This window comes from Streptomyces sp. NPDC057428, from assembly GCF_042803195.1.
GTDB lineage: Bacteria > Actinomycetota > Actinomycetes > Streptomycetales > Streptomycetaceae > Streptomyces.
Map to the genome: position 1 here is coordinate 38,790 of NZ_JBHVCT010000028.1, position 21,302 is coordinate 60,091.

At 72.8% G+C, this 21,302-nt stretch carries 16 protein-coding genes; 12 read left to right on the top strand and 4 right to left on the bottom strand.

Features of this window, described 5'->3' with window-relative positions:
• The first annotated feature begins 6 nt into the window (after positions 1-6).
• Positions 7-462 (top strand): tellurite resistance TerB family protein, encoded by a 456-nt coding sequence (locus ACFU5K_RS14055; RefSeq protein WP_384060464.1) that lies wholly within the window; start codon positions 7-9, stop codon positions 460-462.
• Between the two features lie 96 nt (positions 463-558).
• Here ACFU5K_RS14055 and ACFU5K_RS14060 read toward each other — a convergent pair whose 3' ends face one another.
• Positions 559-1,632, bottom strand: a complete 1,074-nt coding sequence (locus ACFU5K_RS14060) for a PucR family transcriptional regulator (protein ID WP_384060467.1) — start codon at positions 1,630-1,632, stop codon at positions 559-561.
• Positions 1,633-1,929: 297 nt separating this feature from the next.
• On the opposite strand from ACFU5K_RS14060, the gene ACFU5K_RS14065 reads away from it, so the two are divergent.
• The 4 genes from ACFU5K_RS14065 to ACFU5K_RS14080 all read left to right on the top strand — a co-directional run bounded on the left by ACFU5K_RS14065 (position 1,930) and on the right by ACFU5K_RS14080 (position 11,901).
• Complete coding sequence (locus ACFU5K_RS14065; protein WP_384060470.1) at positions 1,930-2,568, top strand: hypothetical protein; 639 nt, start codon at positions 1,930-1,932, stop codon at positions 2,566-2,568.
• Between the two features lie 99 nt (positions 2,569-2,667).
• Positions 2,668-4,776 carry a flotillin family protein gene (locus ACFU5K_RS14070; protein WP_384060472.1) on the top strand — a complete coding sequence of 703 codons (2,109 nt, stop codon included), beginning with the start codon at positions 2,668-2,670 and terminating at the stop codon, positions 4,774-4,776.
• Positions 4,777-4,985: 209 nt separating this feature from the next.
• On the top strand, positions 4,986-9,863 hold the full coding sequence (locus tag ACFU5K_RS14075) for a DNA repair ATPase (protein WP_384060475.1): 4,878 nt from the start codon (positions 4,986-4,988) through the stop codon (positions 9,861-9,863).
• A 37-nt stretch (positions 9,864-9,900) separates the two neighbouring features.
• Positions 9,901-11,901 carry an NAD-binding protein gene (locus ACFU5K_RS14080; protein WP_384060476.1) on the top strand — a complete coding sequence of 667 codons (2,001 nt, stop codon included), beginning with the start codon at positions 9,901-9,903 and terminating at the stop codon, positions 11,899-11,901.
• Between the two features lie 66 nt (positions 11,902-11,967).
• Here ACFU5K_RS14080 and trpS read toward each other — a convergent pair whose 3' ends face one another.
• Entirely contained in the window at positions 11,968-13,038 is a 1,071-nt protein-coding gene (gene trpS, locus ACFU5K_RS14085) for a tryptophan--tRNA ligase (RefSeq protein ID WP_384060479.1), read from the bottom strand.
• Positions 13,039-13,391: 353 nt separating this feature from the next.
• Between trpS and ACFU5K_RS14090 the strand changes: the two genes are divergently transcribed.
• From ACFU5K_RS14090 to ACFU5K_RS14100, 3 genes are all read left to right on the top strand, one after another.
• The gene (locus tag ACFU5K_RS14090; protein ID WP_384060482.1) at positions 13,392-14,492 is read left to right on the top strand and encodes an LLM class flavin-dependent oxidoreductase; all 1,101 of its coding nucleotides are present in this window, start codon (positions 13,392-13,394) and stop codon (positions 14,490-14,492) included.
• 5 nt (positions 14,493-14,497) lie between these two features.
• Positions 14,498-15,157: an FMN reductase gene (locus ACFU5K_RS14095; RefSeq protein ID WP_384060484.1), complete on the top strand. Its 660-nt coding sequence runs from the start codon at positions 14,498-14,500 to the stop codon at positions 15,155-15,157.
• Positions 15,158-15,248: 91 nt separating this feature from the next.
• Complete coding sequence (locus ACFU5K_RS14100) at positions 15,249-15,671, top strand: universal stress protein (protein ID WP_384060486.1); 423 nt, start codon at positions 15,249-15,251, stop codon at positions 15,669-15,671.
• 67 nt (positions 15,672-15,738) lie between these two features.
• On the opposite strand, the gene ACFU5K_RS14105 is transcribed toward ACFU5K_RS14100, so the two are convergent.
• Entirely contained in the window at positions 15,739-16,149 is a 411-nt protein-coding gene (locus ACFU5K_RS14105) for a hypothetical protein (protein WP_384060489.1), read from the bottom strand.
• 128 nt (positions 16,150-16,277) lie between these two features.
• Between ACFU5K_RS14105 and ACFU5K_RS14110 the strand changes: the two genes are divergently transcribed.
• The 3 genes from ACFU5K_RS14110 to ACFU5K_RS14120 all read left to right on the top strand — a co-directional run bounded on the left by ACFU5K_RS14110 (position 16,278) and on the right by ACFU5K_RS14120 (position 18,552).
• Complete coding sequence (locus ACFU5K_RS14110) at positions 16,278-17,135, top strand: hypothetical protein (protein ID WP_384060492.1); 858 nt, start codon at positions 16,278-16,280, stop codon at positions 17,133-17,135.
• Between the two features lie 154 nt (positions 17,136-17,289).
• Positions 17,290-18,231 carry an NADP-dependent oxidoreductase gene (locus tag ACFU5K_RS14115; protein WP_384060495.1) on the top strand — a complete coding sequence of 314 codons (942 nt, stop codon included), beginning with the start codon at positions 17,290-17,292 and terminating at the stop codon, positions 18,229-18,231.
• Between the two features lie 75 nt (positions 18,232-18,306).
• Positions 18,307-18,552, top strand: coding sequence for a DUF2630 family protein (locus ACFU5K_RS14120; protein WP_384060498.1), 246 nt, complete (start codon positions 18,307-18,309; stop codon positions 18,550-18,552).
• An 86-nt stretch (positions 18,553-18,638) separates the two neighbouring features.
• Here ACFU5K_RS14120 and ACFU5K_RS14125 read toward each other — a convergent pair whose 3' ends face one another.
• Entirely contained in the window at positions 18,639-19,067 is a 429-nt protein-coding gene (locus ACFU5K_RS14125; RefSeq protein ID WP_384060501.1) for an RNA-binding S4 domain-containing protein, read from the bottom strand.
• A gap of 511 nt (positions 19,068-19,578) precedes the next feature.
• Between ACFU5K_RS14125 and ACFU5K_RS14130 the strand changes: the two genes are divergently transcribed.
• Positions 19,579-21,192, top strand: a complete 1,614-nt coding sequence (locus ACFU5K_RS14130) for a VWA domain-containing protein (RefSeq protein ID WP_384060504.1) — start codon at positions 19,579-19,581, stop codon at positions 21,190-21,192.
• Positions 21,193-21,302 lie beyond the last annotated feature (110 nt).

Genomic DNA, 21,302 nt, shown 5'->3' on the forward strand with positions numbered 1-21,302 from the left:
GACGTCATGGCCCTTTGGGATCGGATCAAGGAATCCGCGTCGACGATGCAGACGCAGCTGGAGGCGAAGAAGAACGACCTCAAGAGCGGGGCGTTCCGGGACGCGAGCATGGCCATGTGCGCCCTCGTGGCGGCGGCCGACGGCTCCATCGACCCGTCCGAGCGGCAGCGCGTCGCCTCGCTGATCGCAGGCAACGAGGTGCTGCGGAACTTCCCGGCGGACGATCTGCAGCGCCGGTTCAACGACTACGTGGACAAGCTGACCGCGGACTTCGCCTTCGGCAAGGTCAGCGTGCTCCAGGAGATCGGCAAGGCCAGGAAGAAGCCCGCCGAGGCCCGCGCCGTCATCCAGATCGGCATCGTCATCGGCGGCGCCGACGGCGACTTCGACAAGTCCGAGCAGGCCGTCGTCCGGGAGGCGTGCTTCGCGCTCGACCTGCCGCCGCACGAGTTCGACCTGTAGAACCGCGCCCACGGCGTACGGCCCGGATTCACGGGCCGTACGCACCGGCGCCTCGCACGCTTCCGCGGCCCGGGCCCGTCTGGCCGGCGCCGCGCGTCACAGCTCCCGCGCGGGCCAGTCCAGCAGCCGCGCCCCGATCACGGCCGTCTGCAGCTTGTAGCGGTGCATCGGGTCGGTGGGATCCGATCCGGTCAACTGGTGTATCCGCTCCAGCCGGTAGGTCAGGGCGCGCACGCTCAGCGAAAGGCGCCGGGCCGTCTCCGCCGCGACACAGCCCGCGTCGAAGTAGACGGACAGCGTCCGCAACAGCGGTTCCGCACCGCCCCTCGCCTCCCTCAGCGGGCCCAGCTCGCTGCGCACCAGGTCGGCCATCGCCTGACGGTCCCTGGTCAGCACCGGGTAGACCAGCAGGTCGCTCGCGTACAGCACCGGGTCGTCGAGGGCCATCCGCTTCGCCAGGTCCAGGGCGTCGAGCGCCTCGTCGTAGGAGTGGACGACCCCGCCGGGGCCGCGGTGCGGGCGGCCCACCGCGACCTGGCCGCCGTCGGTCGCGGCGTGCGCCTGCTTCGCGAAGTACCTCAGGACGTCCGGCTGACTGCCGGGGGCTATGCAGACCATGCGCCCGTCCTTCGTGGTGACCAGGATCTTCCGGCCGCTGAAGCGCGCGAACAGGGCAGCCTCCACAGCGCGCGGCACTGCGTCCGACTCGGTGTACGCCTCGGGGCCCGCGGCCACCGCCACGGCGTGGGCCCGCGAGAGCCGCAGCCCGAAGCGGGTTGCCCGCTCCGCGAGCCGTCCCAGGTCACTGCGCCCGTACAGCAGGTCGTCGATGAACTCCCGCCGCGCCGCCTCCTCGCGCCGCACCGTGAGGCGCTGCGCCCGCTCGAAGCCCTCCGCGAAGGCGTCGACCGCCTGTTCCACCGCACCCAGTACCGCGTCGGTGCCGACGGGACCGGCCCCGGAGCCCGTGACCGGCCAGGCCGCGCGGGTCTTTGAGAGGTGCAGACTCACCAGGGCCCGCAGCTGGTGCCCCGCCTCAGCGGCCTCGCGGCCGAGCGTGCGCCGGGTCTCCAGCTCGTCACGCGTGAGCCGGCGGCCGGTGTCCGCCACCTCGGACAGGATCCGGGCGTAGCCGGCCAGGAACTCCTCGGGGATCTCGGGCTCCGCCACAGCATTCTCCTCGTCACGTCACTCACACTGTTCACCCCGCCGGCGCACGCGGCGCGGTGCCGTCGCCCGGCAGGCAGACCCGGCGAACTCTGCCGGAACACGGCAATGCACCCGGCGTCCCCGGCTGACATGATCTGTTCAGCAACACACGGGGGAACAACGGGGGATCACGGGGGATCACGGGGGAAGGAACCGGTTGCTGCGGGGCCGAGCACGGCCTCGCGGCGCCGGTGCCCCCGAAGTCCCTTCAACCTCCCGGACCGTACAGCAGCGCAGGCGTCGCAGGGGGTGGGCCCGATGACCGAATTCATTTCCGCAGCACTCGCCTTCCCGGCCGTTCTCTTCGGCGCCGCACTGGTGGTCGTCGTCTGCTTCTGGCTGCTCGTGCTGGCCGGAGCGGTCGGGCACGACTCCTTCGACACCGACCTCGACGCCGAGGCCGTCGGCTTCGACGGTGTTCCGGTGGCGGTGTCGGTGTCGCTGTTCGTCGTCATCTCCTGGTTCACCGGCCTCACCGGGTCCCTCCTGGTCCTGCGCGCCGGCGCCACCGGCACGCCGCGGGCCGCTCTCCACGTCGCCGTGCTGGTGGGGGCTCTGCTGACCGCCTGGGGTGCGGTGCGCCTGCTCGTCCGCTGTCTCCGTCGGTGCTTCCCGGCACAACCTCCCCCGTCGCGCCAGGACTTCGTGGGTCAGATCTGCACGATCCGCACGGGTTGTGTCAGCTCGGACTTCGGGCAGGCGGAGGTCGCGGCGGACGACGGCTCGACCGCGATCGTGCAGGTACGCCGACCGGTGGGGCGGCCCGCACCCGCTGAGGTGTTCACCTCCGGCAGTACGGGACTCCTCTACGCGTACGACGCCGAGGGCGAGTTCTTCTGGGTCTCGCCCTACGACGCGGCGCTCGCCCCGCACCCGCTGCCGCGCGAGGCCGCCTGACCCGCATTCCCACACTCCGGGCCCCGGGCCTGGTTCCGCGTGCGCGCATGGGGCGCGCCCGTCTCTCCTCGTACCTCTCACCAGCCGCCAAGGACCTTCATGGACGCCATCTCCCTGGGCATCGGTGTGCTAGTCGCCGTTGTCCTGCTCATCACCATCGCCCTGCTCCTCGTCGTCACCCGCCTCTTCCGCAAGGTCGAACAGGGGAAGGCGCTGATCATCTCCAAGACGAAGAAGGTCGACGTCACCTTCACCGGTGCGGTCGTCCTGCCGGTGCTGCACAAGGCCGAGACGATGGACATCTCGGTGAAGACCATCGAGATCCGGCGGACCGGCCGCGAGGGCCTGATCTGTCAGGACAACATCCGGGCCGACATCCACATCACCTTCTTCGTGCGCGTCAACAAGACCGTCGAGGATGTCATCAAGGTCGCGCAGTCCATCGGCACGGAGCGCGCCAGCGACAAGGTCGCCATCCAGGAGTTCTTCGCCGCGAAGTTCTCCGAGGCGCTCAAGACGGTGGGCAAACAGCTCGACTTCGTCGACCTCTACACCAAGCGGGAGGAGTTCCGGGACCGGATCATCCGGGTCATCGGAACCGACCTGAACGGCTACCACCTCGACGACGCCGCCATCGACTTCCTCGAGCAGACCCCGATGGCTCAGCTCGACGGTGCCAACATCCTGGACGCGCAGGGCATCAGGAAGATCACCGAACTGACGGCGATCGAGCACGTGCGGACCAACGAGTTCCAGCGCACCGAGCAGAAGGAGATCACCCGCCAGGACGTCGATGCCCGGGAGACCATCCTGGAGCTGGAGCGCCGGCAGGCCGAGGCCGAGATCAAGCAGCGCCGCGAGGTCGAGACGCTGCGGGCACGCGAGGAGTCGGCCACCGCCCGGGTGCAGGAGGAGGAGCGGCTCGGTGCGCAGAGCGCGTTCATCCGCACCGAGGAACAGCTCGGCATCCAGCGGGAGAACCAGGCCCGGGAGGTCACCGTCGCGCAGAAGAACCGCGAACGGGTCATCGCGGTGGAGAACGAGCGCATCGAGAAGGACCGGCTGCTGGAGGTCATCGGGCGGGAGCGGGAGACCGAACTGAACCGCATCGCCGCGACGAAGGAGGTCGAGGCCGAGCGCCGTGAGGTCGCCGACGTCATCCGGGAGCGGATCGCGGTGGACCGCACGGTCGCCGAACAGGAGGAGTCGATCCTGACCCTGCGGGCCGTCGAGGAGTCGGAGCGCACCCGCAGGTCCGTGATCATCGCGGCCGAGGCCGAGGCTCAGGAGAAGCTGGTCAAGGACATCAAGGCGGCGGAGGCCGCCGAAGCCGCAGCGGTCCACCGGGCGGCCGAGCAGCTGACCCTGGCGGACGCCCGGCTGAAGACCGCCGATCTCGACGCGCAGGCGAAACTGCGGCTCGCCGGGGCCGTGCAGGCAGAGAGCGCCGCTGCCGGACTGGCCGATGTCCAGGTCCGTGACGCCGAGGCCGAGGTCACGGAGAAGGCCGGCCTCGCGGAGGCCCGGGCGACGGAGGCCCGGCTCAAGGCGGAGGCCGAGGGCGCACGTGTGAAGGCACTGGCGGTCGCGGAGGGTACGCGGGCCCAGGCGACGGCCGATGCGGCGGTGATCGGCGAGAAGCTGCGGGCCGAGGCCGAAGGGCTCACGCAGAAGGCGGCCGCGATGGCGGCGCTGGACGAGGCGTCGCGCGGCCACGAGGAGTACCGGCTGCGGCTGGCCGCGGAGAAGGAGATCCGGCTGGCGGAGTTCGACGTGCAGCGGCAGATCGCAGAGTCCCAGGCGACCGTACTGGCGACGGGCCTGGAGAACGCGGACATCGACATCGTGGGCGGGGACTCGGTCTTCTTCGACCGGCTCGTCTCCTCGGTCTCGATGGGCCGGAGCGTGGACGGGTTCGTCGGGAGTTCGAAGACCGCGCAGGCGCTGGCGGGACCCTGGCTCGACGGCAGGTCGTCCTTCACGGACGACCTGACCCGGGTGCTGGGTTCCGTGTCCACGGGGGATGTGCAGAACCTGACGGTGTCCGCCCTGCTGATGCGGCTCATGGGGTCGTCGGGGGCGGATTCCGGGCGGGTCGGACAACTCCTCACCGCGGCTGAGGAACTGGGGCTGGCCGGGATGACGGTGTCGTCCCTGACGGGCGGCTCACCCAAGGCCGCCGCGCACAACGGGGCGGCCGCCGGGTAGTGGCACGCCCGCCGGCTGCCGGATCGCGCCACCGGGACCCGGCCCGGTCCCGGTGGCGCGATCCGGCGGCCGGCGCCGCCGCGCCCGGGCCGGGGACGGTAGCCGGGCAGGACGGGCCGGGAACAGTGCCGGGACCCCCGGCCGGAAGGGGCTGCCGGGGCGGGCGGTGGCCCGCACAGTCGCACGTCATCTCTTTGGGAGCCTCACTCATGGACAGCGGCATCACCCTCACCGACGACGACGCCGACGCCTACGAGGTGCTCCGGCGGCGGCTCGGGCAGCGGGCCGACGAGCTGGTCCGGCGGGCCGAAGCGCTCGATGCCCGGCGGACCGAGGAGTTCGGATCGGCCGGACTGGAACTGCTCGCCACCGAGCAGGTGCACACGGAGCACCCCTCGCTGGTCCGGGACCTCGTGGCCGTGGGCGGGCGGCTGCTGTTCGGGTTCGAGCGGGGGCCGGGGGCTCATGGGGACACCGGGGTCGGTGACGTGCTCGTGCTCCGCGAGGGCGGCCTCGAAGAATCCGGCGCGGGACTCCTCGAAGACGAGTCGTTCGTGCGGGAGTTCGCCGCCCTGCACCGCTACTACAGGGACGCCCGGCTGCTCCGGCTCCGGCGCGCCGGCGGGCGTCTGCTCGCCGTCTTCCGTACAGGTGAGACCGCCGAGGACATCCGGGTCCTGCGCTGGGCCCTGGGTCCGGACGGTGCGCCCGGGGCGTTCCTGGACGCCCGTGGCGACCGCGACCACGTGTTCCCGCCCTCGCACGACTTCGACTGGACTCCCGCGGGGCGGGACTCCCACGTGCCCGGACGGCACCCGCACATCTCGGTGCTCGGCACGGTGTTCGTCGACACCCTGGGCGGCACGCTGACCGTGAAGTCGGCCGACGACACCGAGTCCCCCGACGGGATCCACGAGGAGCCCGTCGACGAGCCGCTGCAGTCGCTGGCCGACGCCACCGTCGAATACGCCGAGGCAGGGCCGCTGATCCTGCTGCGGGTGCGCCCCTACAAGGAGAAGGCCTGGCGCCACCTCGTCTTCAACACGCTGCTGTCCACCGTGCGGCGCCTCGACGGCATCGGGCCGGCCTGCCGGCGGCTCCCCGAGGACCAGGGGATCATCTTCCCCGGCGGCTACCACCTCACCACGGGCGCCACCAGGACCTTCGACGTCACCGAGGAGCTCGCCGATCCCGTCTTCGAAGGAGCGGTCCGATCCCCCGGCGGCGAGGACGTCCTCTACGTCTTCCGGTCCCGCGAGGGGAGCCGCACCCTGCTCCTCCCCTACAACCTGATCCGCCAGGAGGTCGCCACCCCCCTGGTGGGGCGCGGCCACGCCCTTCTCGACGACGGCACCCTGATCCTTCTCCGGGAAGGCGCGGACGGGCCGGGCCGCGTCCATCCACTGCAGCGCTGGCGGACGCCGTACGTGTCGGACACCCGTGCCGCGTCCCGTCCCACCGGTACGGGACCGCTGGCGCGTACCGGCAACGCCGACCTGGTGCGCGGGATCTCCGACTGCCTGGCCCTGGCGCACGGCGTGCGGGAGATGGCCCCCACCGCCGCCGTCTACGCCCGGCTGGTCGCCGACTGCGCCCGGGCACGGGACCGCTACCACTGGCTCGCCGAACCTGATCTGGGCTCCCTGGCCGAGCCGTTGGAGGAACTCGGGACCACGGCCCGCCGGATCGTGGCCGAGTTCGAGACCGTCCAGGAGCTGACCCGGGAGGCCGCCGGAGCACTCGACGAAACGGCCACCGGCCTCACCGCCCTGGTACGGCGTATCCGGGGCGAGGCCCCGCACTCGGCATCGGCCTGGGTCGCCCGGCTCACCGAGCTGCGCCGGGCCCACGGCCGGCTGGCGTCGCTCGCCACGATGCGTTACGCCGACACGGAGCGCATCGACGCACTTCGCGAGGAGACCGCACGGGACCTGGAATCCGCCGCCCGGCGGGCGGTCGCCTTCCTGGCACGAGAGGACGCCTTCGACGGCTACCACGAGGACCTGGCGCGGATCCTCGCCGACGCCGAAGGGCTGGGCACCGTCGCCGACGCCACATCGGCCGGGGAACGTCTGACCGCGATCACGGAGGACCTCGGGACGGTCACGGACGTCGTCACCGGGCTGGACATGGGCGACGCCACCGTCCGCACAGCGGTCCTGGAGCGGATCGCCGAGGTGCTCGGCGGCACGAACCGCGCCCGCGCGGCCGTCGACGCCCGCCACGGGGAGCTGGTGTCCCGTGAGGGGCGGGCCGAGTTCGCCGCGGAGTTCGCGCTGCTCGGGCAGACCGTCACCGGGGCGCTCGCGTCGGCCGCGACCCCCGAGGCCTGTGACGACGAGCTGGCCCGTGTGCTGCTCCGGATGGAGAATCTGGAGTCCCGGTTCGCGGAGCACGACGGCTTCCTCGCCCGCCTCGCCGAGCGCCGCACCGAGGTGTACGAGGCGTTCTCGGGCCGCAGACAGACGCTGCAGGACACCCGGGCCCGGCACGCCGAACGGCTCGCCGAGTCGGCGGCCCGGGTCCTGGACACCGTCTCCCGGCGGCTGACAGGCCTGGCGGACCTGGATGCCGTCCACACCTACTTCGCGTCCGACCCCATGGTCGAGAAGGTCCGCCGCACCGCAGCCGAACTGCGCGGCCTCGGCGACACGGTGCGCGCCGAGGAGCTGGAGGGCCTGCTGAAGGCCGCCCGGCAGGAGGCGGCGCGCGCCCTGCGCGACCGCGGCGAGCTGTACGCGGACGGCGGTGCGGTGATCCGGTTCGGCCGCCACCGCTTCGCGGTGAACACCCGGCCCTTCGATCTGACCCTGGTCCCCTCCGGCGACGGGCTCGCCTTCGCGCTCACCGGCACGGACTACCGGGCGCCGGTCACCGACCCGGAGTTCGCGGCGACCCGGCCCTACTGGGACCAGCGCCTGCCCTCGGAGTCCCGGGACGTGTACCGCGCCGAGCACCTGGCCGCCCGGCTCCTGGACGAGCACGGCGCGGAGGTCCTGGCCGGGAGGGATCTCGCGGCGCTCGTCAGGGAAGCGGCGGCGACGGCGTACGACGAGGGGTATCAGCGCGGTGTCCACGACGAGGACGCCCTCGCTGTCCTGACCGTCCTGCTGCGGCTGCGGGCCGGGGCCGGCCTGCTGCGCTTCACGCCCTCGGACCGCGCGACGGCCCAGCTGTTCTGGGAGCACACCGCCGACGCGGTCGTGCGTACCTCGTGGACGCGCCAGGCCCGCTCGCTCGCCCGCGCCCGCGACACCTTCGGCCTGGCACCCGCCATCGCCGCGCTCCAGGAGGAGTGGGCCGGGGTGATGGGGGCGGATGGCGCCGTCGCCGCGTATCTCTTCGAGGAGCTGAGCAGCGGGCCGGACGGATTCGTCACGAGCGCCGGGGCCCGCACCTTGCTGGACAAGTTCCGTCGTGCCGTGGGCACTTCGGCGTACGACGACGACCTGGACGCTCTCGCGGGCGACCTGTCCGCCCGTCGCCGGCTGGTCGAGGGCTGGCTGGGATCGTACGCCGCGACGAGCGGTGCGGACGCGGATGCCGGTGACCTGGCGGAGGCCGTCGCCGTGGAGCTCTGCCCGGAGCTGGAACGTTACGAGTGCGACGCGCCGCTGACCGCGACCGTGGAAGGGCTGCTCGGCGACCATCCCCGGCTGGATCGGGGGCGGCTGACGGTCCGGCTGGACGAACTGCTCGCCCGTACAGCCGCGTTCAGGGCGCATGTGGTGCCCGGATTTCGCGCGTACCAGCGGCTGCGCACGGCACTGGTCGCGGCCGAGCGCTCCCGGCTGCGTCTGGACGACCACAGACCGCGCGCCATGCCGGCCTTCGTCCGCAACAGACTGCTGGACGAGGTGTACCTCCCGCTCGTCGGCGACAGCCTGGCCAAGCAGATCGGCACCGCCGGCACGGACCGGCGCACCGACTCGCAGGGTCTGCTGCTGCTCCTGTCGCCCCCGGGGTACGGCAAGACGACGCTCGTGGAGTACGTCGCCGAGCGGCTCGGGATGGTCCTGGTCAAGGTCAGCGGCCCGAACCTCGGGCACGAGGTGACCTCGCTCGATCCGGATCTGGCGCCGGGGGTCACGGCCCGCCGGGAGGTCGAGAAGATCAACTTCGCGTTCGAGTCGGGCAGCAACACGCTCCTGTACCTCGACGACGTCCAGCACACCTCACCGGAGCTGCTCCAGAAGTTCATTCCGCTGTGCGACGCCACGCGGCGCGTCGAGGGTGTGAGAAAGGGGCGGCCGCACAGCTACGACCTGCGCGGGAAGCGGTTCGCGGTGGTCATGGCGGGCAATCCGTACACCGAGTCCGGAGCGCGGTTCCGCATCCCGGACATGCTCGCCAACCGGGCCGACGTCCGGAACCTCGGCGAGGTCCTGAGCGGCCGGGACGACGCCTTCGCGCTGAGCTTCGTCGAGAACGCCCTGACCGCCAATCCCGTGCTGGCTCCGCTGGCCGCCGGATCACGCGGCGACCTCGACATCCTGGTGCGCACGGCGTCCGGAACCGGTCCGGGCGACGGCGGGGCGAGGGTCCGGGCGGACCGCCTGGAACACCCCTACAGCCCCGCCGAGCTGGACCGGATCGTCGCCGTCCTGCGCCATCTCATCACCGCCAGGAACACCGTCCTCGCGGTGAACGCGGCATACATCGCCTCGGCCGCCCGGACCGACACGTCGCGCACGGAGCCGCCGTTCCGGCTGCAGGGGTCGTACCGCGACATGAACAAGATCGCGGAGCGGATCGTGCCCGTCATGAACGACGCCGAACTCGCCGCCGTGGTCGACGACCACTACCGGGGCGAGGCCGGCACGCTCACCACCGGCGCCGAGTGGAACCTGCTGAAGCTGGCCGCCCTGCGGGGCACACTCACCCCGTCGCAGGCCGAGCGCCTGGCAGCGGTCTCCGCCTCCTACGTGCGCGCACAGGCGCTCGGCGGACCGGACGGCGATCCCGCCGCGCGGGCGGTCGGGGCGCTGGGGCTGCTCGCGGACCGGATCGAGGCGGTCGAGGGTGCCATCGAGCGGGCCGCAGGGTCACACCGCCCCGACGCGGGCCACGGACCCGTCACGCGGTGATCACCGACCCGCCCGACCGAACCGGAAGGAGCAAGGCATGCTGGGTTCCGTGTCACCACTTCCACAGCAGCCCCAACGCCCGCCCGTAAGCGGCCACATGGTCGTCAGCGGCGACGACGCCCTCGCCCGGCGGCTCGCCGTGGAGCTGCGCTACGTGTACGGCGAGCGGGTCACCCTCCTGCTCCCGCCGGGTCGCGACGCCGGCCGGCCGGAGCTGCCGCTGACCCAACGGGCTCGCGCGAGCGCTCTGTTCGGGCGGATGTCGGCAGCCATGAACCGCAACGGGGCCGCCGGCGGGGGCGACACCAACGCCGGCGTCGAGGCCGTACGCATCATCGAGGCGCACGAACCCTCCTACGACGTGCTGGAGGAGGCGGGCGTCGACCGGGCGGCCGCGCTCGCGCTCGTCCACGACGACGACGAGCTCAACATCCGCGCCGCCCTGACGGCCCGTCGGCTCAATCCACGTCTGCGGCTCGTCATCCGGCTGTACAACCGCAAGCTCGGGCAGCACCTGGAGACCCTGCTCGACCAGGCCGCCGCCGTCTCCATGCCGGGTCTCGAGCATGCCGCGCTCGACGCCTCCACCACCGTCCTGTCCGACGCCGACACGGCCGCCCCGGCGCTGGCCGCCACCGCACTGACCGGCAGCAGCAAGGTCATCCAGGCCGAGGGCCTGCTGCTACGGGCGGTCGAGCGGACACCTCCCCGGCAGGGCGAACACGCCGACCCCGGGCTGTGCACCCTCGCACTCCTCTCCTCCACCAGTCAGGACCCGGCGGGCTCCGAGGGCTCGGACAGCAGCGGCGCCGAAGGGCCGCAGCTCCTGCCCGACCGGGCGACGGTGCGCGCCGCGACCGGCCGGGGCACGATCGTCCTGGAGGCCATCAGCCAGGCTGGCCCCGACCGTGCGCCCGCCCGGATGGGAGGCAGGGGCGCCCCGCTCGGCCAGGTCTTCTCCCGCAGGCTGCGCTGGTCGGCGCTGGGCGTCGCGGCGGCCGTCGTCGCCCTCGCCGTGGCGTCGGTGATCACCACCGGCGACAGCCCGCTGCACGCCGCCTATCTCACCCTGCTCGACCTGCTGGCCATGGGCGACCCCGCCGTCGAGGAGGGCGACCCCGCGTCCCGCCAGGTCATCCAGCTGCTGTCCGGGACGGCCGGGCTCCTGCTGCTGCCCCTGCTGGTCGCCGCCGTCCTGGAGGCCTTCGGCTCGCTGCGCACCGCGTCCTCGCTGCGCCGCCCGCCGCGCGGTCTGTCGGGCCACGTCGTCCTGCTGGGCCTCGGCAAGATCGGTACGAGGGTGCTGGTGCGGCTGCGCGAGCTCGACATACCCGTCGTCGTGGTGGAGGAGGACCCGGAGGCACGGGGCATCCCGCTGGCCCGCAGCCTGCACGTCCCGACGGTCCTGGGCGACGTCACCCAGGAGGGCGTCCTGGAGGCCGCCAAGATCCGCCGGGCCCGCGCGCTGCTCGCCCTGACCAGCGTCGACACGACGAACCTGGAGGCCACGCTGTACGCCCGGTCGGTGAAACCCGACCTCCGGGTGGCGCTGCGCCTGTTCGACGACGAGTTCGCGACCGCCGTATACCGCACCCTGCGCACCGCCCATCCGCACGCCCTGACCCGCTCCCGCTCGGTGTCCCATCTGGCGGCCCCGGCGTTCGCGGTGGCCATGATGGGACGTCAGATCCTGGGGGCGGTTCCGGTCGAGCGCAAGGTGCTGCTCTTCGCGGCCCTGGAGGTGGCGGGCCACCCGCAGCTGGAGGGCCGGACGGTCGAGCAGGCGTTCCGGGCGGGCGCCTGGCGGGTCCTGGCCCTGGACGCGACCCCGCCGTGCGACCGCCTCCCCGACCTGGCCGCCGTACCGCCGTTCGACCCGCTCGCGCCGGGGCCGGCGGCCGCCGACCGGCCCGCCGGGCTGGTCTGGGACCTGCACCCGGGCTATGTGCTGCGGGCGCAGGACCGCGTCGTGATCGCGGCGACCCGTCGCGGTCTGGCCGAACTGCTGCGCGGGCAGCGCTCGATGGCCCGGCGCTGACCGCCCGGCGGCCCGCCCGCCGGGCGGTGCGGGGTCCCGCGCCGCGCCCCATTCGGTCCCGTACGGTCAGCCCGGCGTGCCCATGGCCTCGCGCACTTCGCGCAGCGTCGCGTCCGCCAAGGCGTTCGCCCTCTCGTTGCCCGCGCGCAGCACCTCTCGTACGTACCCCATGTCCCGGGCGTACTCGGCCCGTCGGGCCCGGATCGGGGCCATGCGTGTGTTGACGGCCTCGGTCACGGTCCGCTTGAGGGCTGCCGAGCCGCCGCTCCCGATCTCCTCGGCGACGTCGTGCGGGTCGCGGTCGAGGCAGAGCGCGGCCAGCAGGACCAGGCCCGACACCCCGGGCCGCCTCTCCGGGTCGTAGGTGATGTGGCGTTCGGCGTCGGTGGTGGCGCCCTTGACCAGACGGGCGGTCTCCTCCGGACTCGCGCCCAGGGTGATGGAGTTGCCGCGGCTCTTGCTCATCTTGGTGGCGTCGGTGCCGAGCAGCAGCGGCGCGGCGGAGAGCAGCGCGTCGGGTTCGGGAAAGACGCGGCCGTAGCGCTCGTTGAAGCGCCGGGCGATCGAGCGGGTGATCTCCAGGTGCGGCAGCTGGTCCTGTCCGACGGGCACGAGGTTGCCCTTGCAGAACAGGATGTCGGCGGCCTGGTGCACCGGGTAGGTGTACATGAGCCCGCTGACGGCGGCCTGCCTGGAGTGGGCGATCTCGTCCTTCACCGTGGGATTGCGGCCGAGCTCCGCGACGGAGACGAGGGAGAGGAACGGCAGCATCAGCTGGTTGAGGGCCGGGACGGCGCTGTGGTTGAAGACCGTGCTGCGGGCGGGGTCGATGCCGATGGCGAGATAGTCCAGGAGCAGTCCCTCGACGTGCTCGGTGAGCCGCTCGGCGACGTCCCGGTCGGTGAGGACCTGGTAGTCGGCGACGAGCACGAAGACGTCCACGCCGAGTTCCTGGAGCCGCACCCGGTTGTCGAGGGTGCCGAAGTAGTGCCCGAGGTGGAGGGCCCCGGTGGGCCGGTCCCCGGTGAGCACGCGGAACGCTCCGGGGTCGCGGGTGAGGCGCTGCTCCAGCTCTGCGCTGCGGCGCGCGGCGGGGCCGGCGGGCAGGTCGGCGGGCAGGTCGGCGGTGATGGTCACGGGGTTCTCCTCGCTGCTGGTGTACGCGTGGAGGACGGCCCGTCGCGGAGCGGTGGGGCAGCGGAAAGGGCCGTCCGTGTGTCGAACGGCCCTGGTTCCGTGCTGGCAGAGGCGGCCGCTCCTAGGAGGAGCGCCACCAGGTGCGGCACGGTACGGAGGTCATGGTCCGACTGTAGCCCGACCGGCCGGGGTCGCGCTCCGTCCGGCGGTGCGACCGGGCGGCGCGACCGCCTTTCCGCCGCGCCGTTGGCCGCAGGGCCGCGGAGGGGCCGGAATAGAGAAGGGGGGTGCTCCGTTGTAGGGTGTGTTCACATAGTTCAACGTTCAACCAAAATCTTCTGGAGGCGGGCGCCATGCAGTTCGGGATCTTCACCGTCGGGGACGTCACCACCGACCCCACGACCGGTACGGCACCGAGCGAGAACGAGCGGATCAAGGCGACCCTGGCGATCGCGCTCAAGGCCGAGGAGGTGGGCCTGGACGTGTTCGCGACGGGTGAGCACCACAACCCGCCGTTCGTCCCGTCCTCGCCGACCACCACGCTCGGCTACATCGCCGCCCGCACCGAGAAGCTGATCCTCTCCACGTCCACCACCCTGATCACCACCAACGACCCGGTGAAGATCGCGGAGGACTACGCCACGCTCCAGCACCTCGCCGACGGCCGCGTCGACCTGATGATGGGCCGCGGCAACACCGGACCGGTCTACCCCTGGTTCGGCAAGGACATCCGGCAGGGCATCCCGCTCGCGATCGAGAACTACGCCCTGCTGCACAAGCTGTGGCGCGAGGACGTCGTCGACTGGGAAGGGAAGTTCCGCACCCCGCTCCAGTCCTTCACCGCGACCCCGCGCCCGCTGGACGGCACCCCGCCGTTCGTCTGGCACGGCTCCATCCGCTCCCCGGAGATCGCCGAACAGGCCGCCTACTACGGCGACGGGTTCTTCCACAACAACATCTTCTGGCCCATGGAGCACACCAGGAAGATGGTCGACCTCTACCGGCGCCGTTACGCCCACTACGGGCACGGCACCGCCGAGCAGGCCATCGTGGGCCTCGGCGGCCAGGTGTTCATGCGGAAGAACTCCCAGGACGCGGTGCGGGAGTTCCGCCCGTACTTCGACAACGCGCCGGTCTACGGCCACGGGCCCTCGCTGGAGGACTTCACCCAGCAGACCCCGCTGACCGTCGGGTCCCCGCAGGAGGTCATCGAGCGGACCCTGTCCTTCCGTGAGGACGTCGGCGACTACCAGCGCCAGCTTTTCCTGATGGACCACGCGGGACTGCCGCTGAAGACGGTCCTGGAGCAGCTCGACATCCTGGGCGAGGAGGTCGTGCCCGTACTGCGCAAGGAGTTCGCCCGCCTGCGCCCGGCCGGAGTGCCGGACGCCCCCGTCCACCCGGCGGTCGCCGCCGCCCGTGCCGCCGCCACCGCGGAACCGAAGGAGCTCTGAGGAACGTGCTCGCCACCGCCCCCCTGAAGATCGTCGCCGTCGCAGCCGGGCTCAGCAGCCCCTCGTCCACCCGGCTGCTTGCCGACCGGCTCGCCGAGGCCGCCCGCGAGCGCCTCGCGGGCGATCAGGACCGGCGGGTCGAGGTCGAGGTCGTCGAGCTGCGCGATCTCGCCGTCGACATCGCCAACCACCTGGTCACCGGCTTCCCGCCGGCGGGCCTGAAGAAGGCCCTGGACGCGGTGACCGGGGCGGACGGTCTGATCGCCGTGTCGCCGGTGTTCACCGCCTCGTACAGCGGGCTGTTCAAGTCCTTCTTCGACCTGGTCGAGAACACCGCCCTGACCGGCAAGCCCGTGGTGATCGCGGCGACCGGCGGCACCCCCCGGCACTCGCTGGTCCTGGAGCACGCGATGCGCCCGCTCTTCACCTACCTGCGGGCCGTCGTCCTGCCGACGTCCGTCTACGCGGCGTCGGAGGACTGGGGTTCGCAGGGCGACGAGTACACCGAAGGCCTCCCGTCCCGCATCCGGCGCGCGGGCGGCGAGCTGGCCTCCGCCGTCACCGGGCACACCGTCTCGGGCGCCTCACGGACGCTCACGCTCGACGACGGCGAGGACGCCGTCGTGCCCTTCGAGCAGCAGCTCGCGGAACTGCGGATCGGCTGACGCCGACGCCGGGGGCCGCCACGACCCCGGCGGCCGGTTTGACTAGAGTCATGGGCGAATGCCGGAAATGTTCGATCAGCGGGAGGCAGACATGGGCAGGATCGTCGTGGGAGTGGACGGATCGGACGCGTCACTCAAGGCACTGCGCTGGGCGGTACGCCAGGCCGAGCTGACCGGCGACACCGTCGAGGCCGTGAACAGCTGGGAGTACCCCGCGACCAGCTGGGCGTCGATGATGCCCGGCATGCCGGAGGACTTCGACCCGCAGGCGGTGGCGACCGTCGCCCTCGACGAGGCGCTGGAGGAGGCCCTCGGCGCCGAGGCCGCGGCGGCGATCGAGAGGATCGTCGTGATCGGCAACCCGGCACAGTCGCTGCTGGACCGCTCCGAGGGCGCGAACCTGCTCGTGGTCGGCGCTCGCGGCTACAGCGGCTTCAAGGCGAAACTGCTCGGCTCGGTCAGCCTCCACGTCACGCAGCACGCCGCCTGCCCGGTGACCGTCGTCCACGACTGAACCCCGGCCGACGCGCCACACACGAGCGCGACGGGACCGCGCGGGGTCCCGTCGCGCTCGGCGCAGGTCACCGTTGGTGGCTGTAGTCGAAGTAGAACATCGTCAGGAACATGCCCGCGCCGACGACCAGCCCCAGTCCGCTCGACGAGAAGACGCTGTTGCCGTTCAGGCTGAAGAGGTAGCCGATCGCGCCCCCGGCGAGCACTGCGTATCCGCCGGCCCGCAGCACCCTCGGGAGGGCGTGAGCGACCAGGACGAAGGCGTAGCAGAGCGCGGCGTACGCGACCCCGGAGATGACGCCCAGGTAGATCTGGCCGTCGGTGGTCGTCCCGCCGTCCCTCTTGATGTAAAAGGCCCAGAAGCCGAGGATCACGCCGAGCGAGACCGGCGTCGCCCATGCCAGCGGGCCGTGGCTCCTGCGCGCCGGGGTGCGGGCATGCGAGCGGCGTCGCGTCGGCATCGTCGCGTGTGTGGCCATGGCGCACAGCTCCTCACATCGGCCCCCGTCCGTCTGTCACTCCAGAGCACACCCGGAGGCGCCGCCCGGCAACTCGAACGGCCCACGGCCCGGAGCGCCCCTCCGCCGGACGGGATTGGCTGGTCACTGTGCGGACCTACCTCTCAGCGGCCCTGTCGGCGGTGCTCCTCGTCCTGCTCACCCTGCTGGTCCCGCTGAGTGCGCTCTCGGCCTGGGTCGACCTGGAGCTCGACGACACCGACCGCTATCTCGCCGCCGTCTCCCCGCTGGCCTCCGACCCGGACGTGCGGGCCACCGTCGCCACGCTCGTCACGGAGGAGGCGATGAAGAGCATCGACGTGGGGCCGCTGCAGGACTCCGTCGAGGACTTCCTGCACGAGGCGGCCCTGTCGTTCACCACGACCGCGGCGTTCCGGCGGGCCTGGGACAGCGCGAACCGGACGGCCCACCAGGCCGTGAGCGCCGCGCTGCACGGTGACGACGGGCAGGCGGTGACCATCGACCTCGCTCCGGTGATCGGCGAGGTGAAGAAGCAGCTCGTCGCCGACGGCGTGCCCTTCGCCGACGGCATCCCGGTGCGGGAGACCACGATCACCGTGCTGTCCGCCGACCGGGCGGACGAGCTGCGGTCCTCGTTCCAGTGGCTGCGGTACTGCAGCGTCTGGCCCGCCGTCGGGACGGTGGTGCTGCTCGTCCTGGTACTGGGCCTCGTGCTCGTACGGGGCGGGGTGCGGGCCGCCCTCACGGCCGCGGCGGTGGCCGGGGGCGGGCTCCTGCTGGGCGCCGTCCTCCTGCGCATCGCCGTCGCCGTGGGCCGGACGCGGGTCCTGGATCAGGTCCCCGGCACCGACAGGGACGCCGCCGCCGCGGTGTACGACGCGCTCACCGCCTCGCTTCGGACGACGGTGTGGATCGTGCTCGTCCTGGGAGCGGTCATGGTGGCCGGCTCACTGGCCGGACGCATCGTCGCGGCCCGCCGGGGATAGGACTCCACGACGGCGCGAGGATCGCCGGGCACCCGCGCGCCCGCTCCTGGCCCAGGGCGGCTGATCCGGCGCCCCGGCTCCGACGTGCGCGGGTACGTGGGCCGGGCGAGAGTGGGAATCGTGAGAGCAGGGGGGCGACTGAGAGGTCTGCCGTATGCGAGCCATCGCTGTCAGCGCGTTCCGTGCGGAGCCCTGTCTCGTCGAGTTGCCGAAGCCCGATCCCGAGGCGGGCGAGGTGCGGGTGAAGGTCGAGTACGCGGCGCTCAACCCGCTCGACTGGCAGACCGCGGACGGCGCCCTCGACGGGGTCGCCCCGCACGTGTTCCCGCTCGTCCTGGGAACGGACTTCGCGGGGCGGGTGGACATGATCGGCGGCGGCGGGAACCGCTTCCGGGTCGGCGACCAGGTTTTCGGGCGCGTGACGGCACCGCCCGTCGGGCTGTGCGGGGCCTACGGCGAGTACCTCTGCGTCCACCAGGACTCCCCGGTCACGCTGGTCCCACGCGACATGCCGCTCAGGGCCGCGGCGGCCCTGCCGTCCGCCGGGGCGACGGCAGCCCAGATCCTGTCGAGCACCGCCGTACGGAGCGGCCTGAGCCTGCTGGTCGTCGGAGCGGCGGGCGGCGTCGGGAGCTTCCTGACCCAGCTGGCGGCCGCTCGCGGCATCGGGGTCGTCGCCGCGGTGAGGGGTGACGAACGGCGGCGGATGGGCGCGCTGGGTGCCACCACCTCCGTGGACACGGCCAACGGCACGGAGGCCCTCGAAACGGCGGTGCGCGAGCTGTATCCCGGCGGTGTCGACGCACTCGTCGACCTCGTGTCGACCGACCCGGCCTCCTTCGCCCGTCACGCCGCCCTGCTGCGCGACGGGGGAGTCGCGGTCACCACCCGCGGGGTCGCGGCCCCGGCCGGCGTCGCCTGGGCAGACTTCCGGCTCGCCGTCACCGCGGGGCTCCTCGACGAACTGGCCTCGCTGGTGGCACGCGGGGAGCTGGAGGTCCCCCTGGACATGGAACTCCCCCTGGAGAAGGCGCCGCAGGCGCTCGTCCAGAACCGCGCGGGCGGGGCGCGCGGGAAGACCGTGTTCGCGATCTGACGAGGCCGGCCGGCATCGTCGTACACGTCCGCCCACATCCACGTCGCCCGGCAGGAAACGGACCAGGAGAAGCTCATGGCCGACCAGGACATCTTCGAGAACATCGACGGACTGATCAGCGAGGAGCGTGCCCTGCGCACGCGCTCGACCGCCGATCTGGGCCTCTCAGCGGAGGAGCGGTCGCGGCTGCGCGAGGTGGAGGTGCAGCTGGACCAGTGCTGGGACCTGCTGCGGCAGCGGCGGGCACTCAGCGAGTTCGGCGAGGACCCGTCACAGGCACGGGTCCGCCCCGCCGACGAGGTGGAGGGCTACCAGAGCTAGGCGGGCTACGCGCTCGGGAACGGATCAGGCCCGGAACGGATCAGCTTCGGTCGGGGTCCGGCCCCGTGCCCCGCCCCGGCGCCTGGTCAGGTCCTGTCCGGACGGACGTCCTGGTCCGGTCCGGTGCCGCGCCCCTGGAGACGTTCCATCTCACGGCGGTCCCGCTTGGTCGGCCGGCCCGTGCCCCGGTCGCGCACCGGCACCTGCAGCGCGACCTCACGCGGCGGCGGGGGCGGGCTGTTGTCGACGAAACACTCCGCGGCGACCGGCGGACCCACGCGCTTCCTGACGATCCTGGACACTTCGACGACCCGGTCCCGGCCCGCGTGCCGCAGCCGTACCTCGTCGCCCGTGCGCAGTGCCTGGGCGGGCTTCGCCCGCTCGCCGTTGACCCGCACGTGTCCCGCGCGGCAGGCGGCGGCGGCCTGCGACCGGGTCTTCGTCAGCCGTACCGCCCAGATCCAGGCGTCGACCCGGACACTTCCCTCCGCCTGCGGCGTCTCACCGGAAACCATGCGTCCGACTCTAATCCGGTGAGGCCCCTTGTGGGCTCAGGAGCGGAAGCCGCTGCCGACCGCACCCGTGTCGTAGCCGCAGAGCTCCCACTGCACGTGCGCGGTGCTGCCCGTGGCGAGCGGGGTGCTCCTCCTGGACGACGAGCACGGAGAGTCCGTGCGCGGCCCAGGCGATCTCGGCCTGCTCACGGGTCGGGTTGGCCGGATCGTTAGGTCCGCGGTCACGCGATACGTGGGAACGAAGCATGAAGCCCAGCACACCGCTGTGCTCCCGGTCCGGTCGCAGCCCAACTCGTGGCGCGTCCGTGTCGTTCCCGGGGAGCTTCCGTGTGCTCTCCAGGGCCCTTTCGGGGCCCGGTCACGGCTCGGTCGACGCTCTGTTGACACGGGGGCGGGCCGCGCCACCGAACGGCCGGATCCGGCCGCTAACCTTACGTATCCGCCCTGGCCAGGGATCAATTCCCGCAGTACGGACATTAATCGCACCCAACTCATGCGAAAGGCCTCGCCCATGGGCATTCGGAGCTTGCTGCGCAAGGTGTTCGGCCGGACGGAGCAGGACGAGCCGACCACGGCCACCGTCCCTCCCCAGGCCGAGCGCACCCAGCCCACGGAGGCGGAGACGAGCGCTTCGGCGGCAGAGCCCGCGAAGGCCTCGGTACCGGCCCCCGCGTCCCCTCCCCCGGCCGAGCAGCACGACGACGGCAAGGCCTCGGACCTGGTGGCGGCGGCCTTCGACAAGGCGGCCACGGCACCGGCCCCCACGCCCCGGGTCCCGGCCCAGGGCAGTGCCCCTGAGGCGAACCTGGCCACGGAGTCCCACGACTCCGCGCGGGTCGGGGAGCCGGCGCCGGAGGCCCCGGAGGCGGTGGCCCCGGTGATCGCGGCCGACCCGGAGCCGGCAGTCGTGGCTCCGATCCTGATCGACATGGACCCGGAACCGGAGCCGGACCCGGAACCGACGGCGGAGGCCGCGCCCGTCGAGGTCCCCGCCGTGACGGCCGAGGTGACCGTCCCCGCCGTGGAGACCGCCACGGCCGCCGACCCCGCCGCGGGCGCGACGGCCGCTGACGAGGTGGACAGGGCTCCCGAGCCCGCCGCCGATGAGCCCGCTGCGGAGGCCGAGGCCGTCCCCGTGGCCGAGGCCCCCGTCGCGGAGAAGGAGAGCCCCGTCGCGGAAGCGGCCGTCGCGCCCCAGGGGGTGCCCGACACCGCCCCGCCGGTCGAGCAGGAGACCGTGGCCCCCGCCGCGCCCGAGCTCGCGGCCGTGGCCCCCTCGCAGGAGCCGGAGGCCGCACCCGTCGCCGCACCCGAGCCGGTGGCGGAAGCCGAGCCCCTGGTGGCGCCCGAGCCGGTCGCAGCCGCACCCGTCGCCGCACCCGCGGCCGTCGTCGAGCCCGCGCCCGTAGCCGCAGCCAAGGCCGCCCCCGCCGGCAGGCCCGCCGTCACCCTCGCCCGGGTCAAGGCAACCGCCCCCGAGCTCGTCGCCCCGTACAAGGCGGCACAGGCCGCGCTCAAGGCGCACGGCCTGACCGGGCTCCGGGCCACCGTGTACCTGGTGCTCGACCGCTCCGGGTCGATGCGGCCGTTCTACAAGGACGGCAGCGCCCAGCACCTCGGCGACCGCGCCCTCGCGCTCGCCGCGCACCTGGACGCGGACGCCACCGTGCCCGTCGTGTTCTTCTCGACCGACATCGACGGCACCGGGGCGATCGGCCTGACCGCTCACGAGGGCCGGATCGACGAGCTGCACGCGGGACTCGGCCGCCTGGGCCGGACGAACTACCACCGGGCCGTCGAGGAGATCGTCACGCACTACGAGAAGTCCGGGGCCACCGGTCCGGCTCTGGTGATCTTCCAGACCGACGGCGCCCCGGACGCCAGGCAGGCCGCCAAGCAGGCGCTCACCGATGCGGCGCGGCTGCCCCTGTTCTTCCAGTTCGTCGGGTTCGGCGACGAGGACGCGAAGGGCTTCGACTTCCTGCGCAGGCTGAACCTCCCGAACGTCGGATTCCTGCACGCGGGCCCCGCGCCGCGCGAGGTGCCGGACGCGGCGTTCTACCGGGACGCGCTCGCCGGGCTGCCCGCCTGGACCGCAGCCCGCGGGGTCGTCGCGGAAGGCTGACCGCCGTCAGCCGTACGGTCACGGCGAGCCCGCCCTCGGGCCGGGCACCGCCGTGGCCGGAACGCCTCGGGTCTGAGCGGTCGGCCGCACGGCCGACAGGCCGGGCCCGC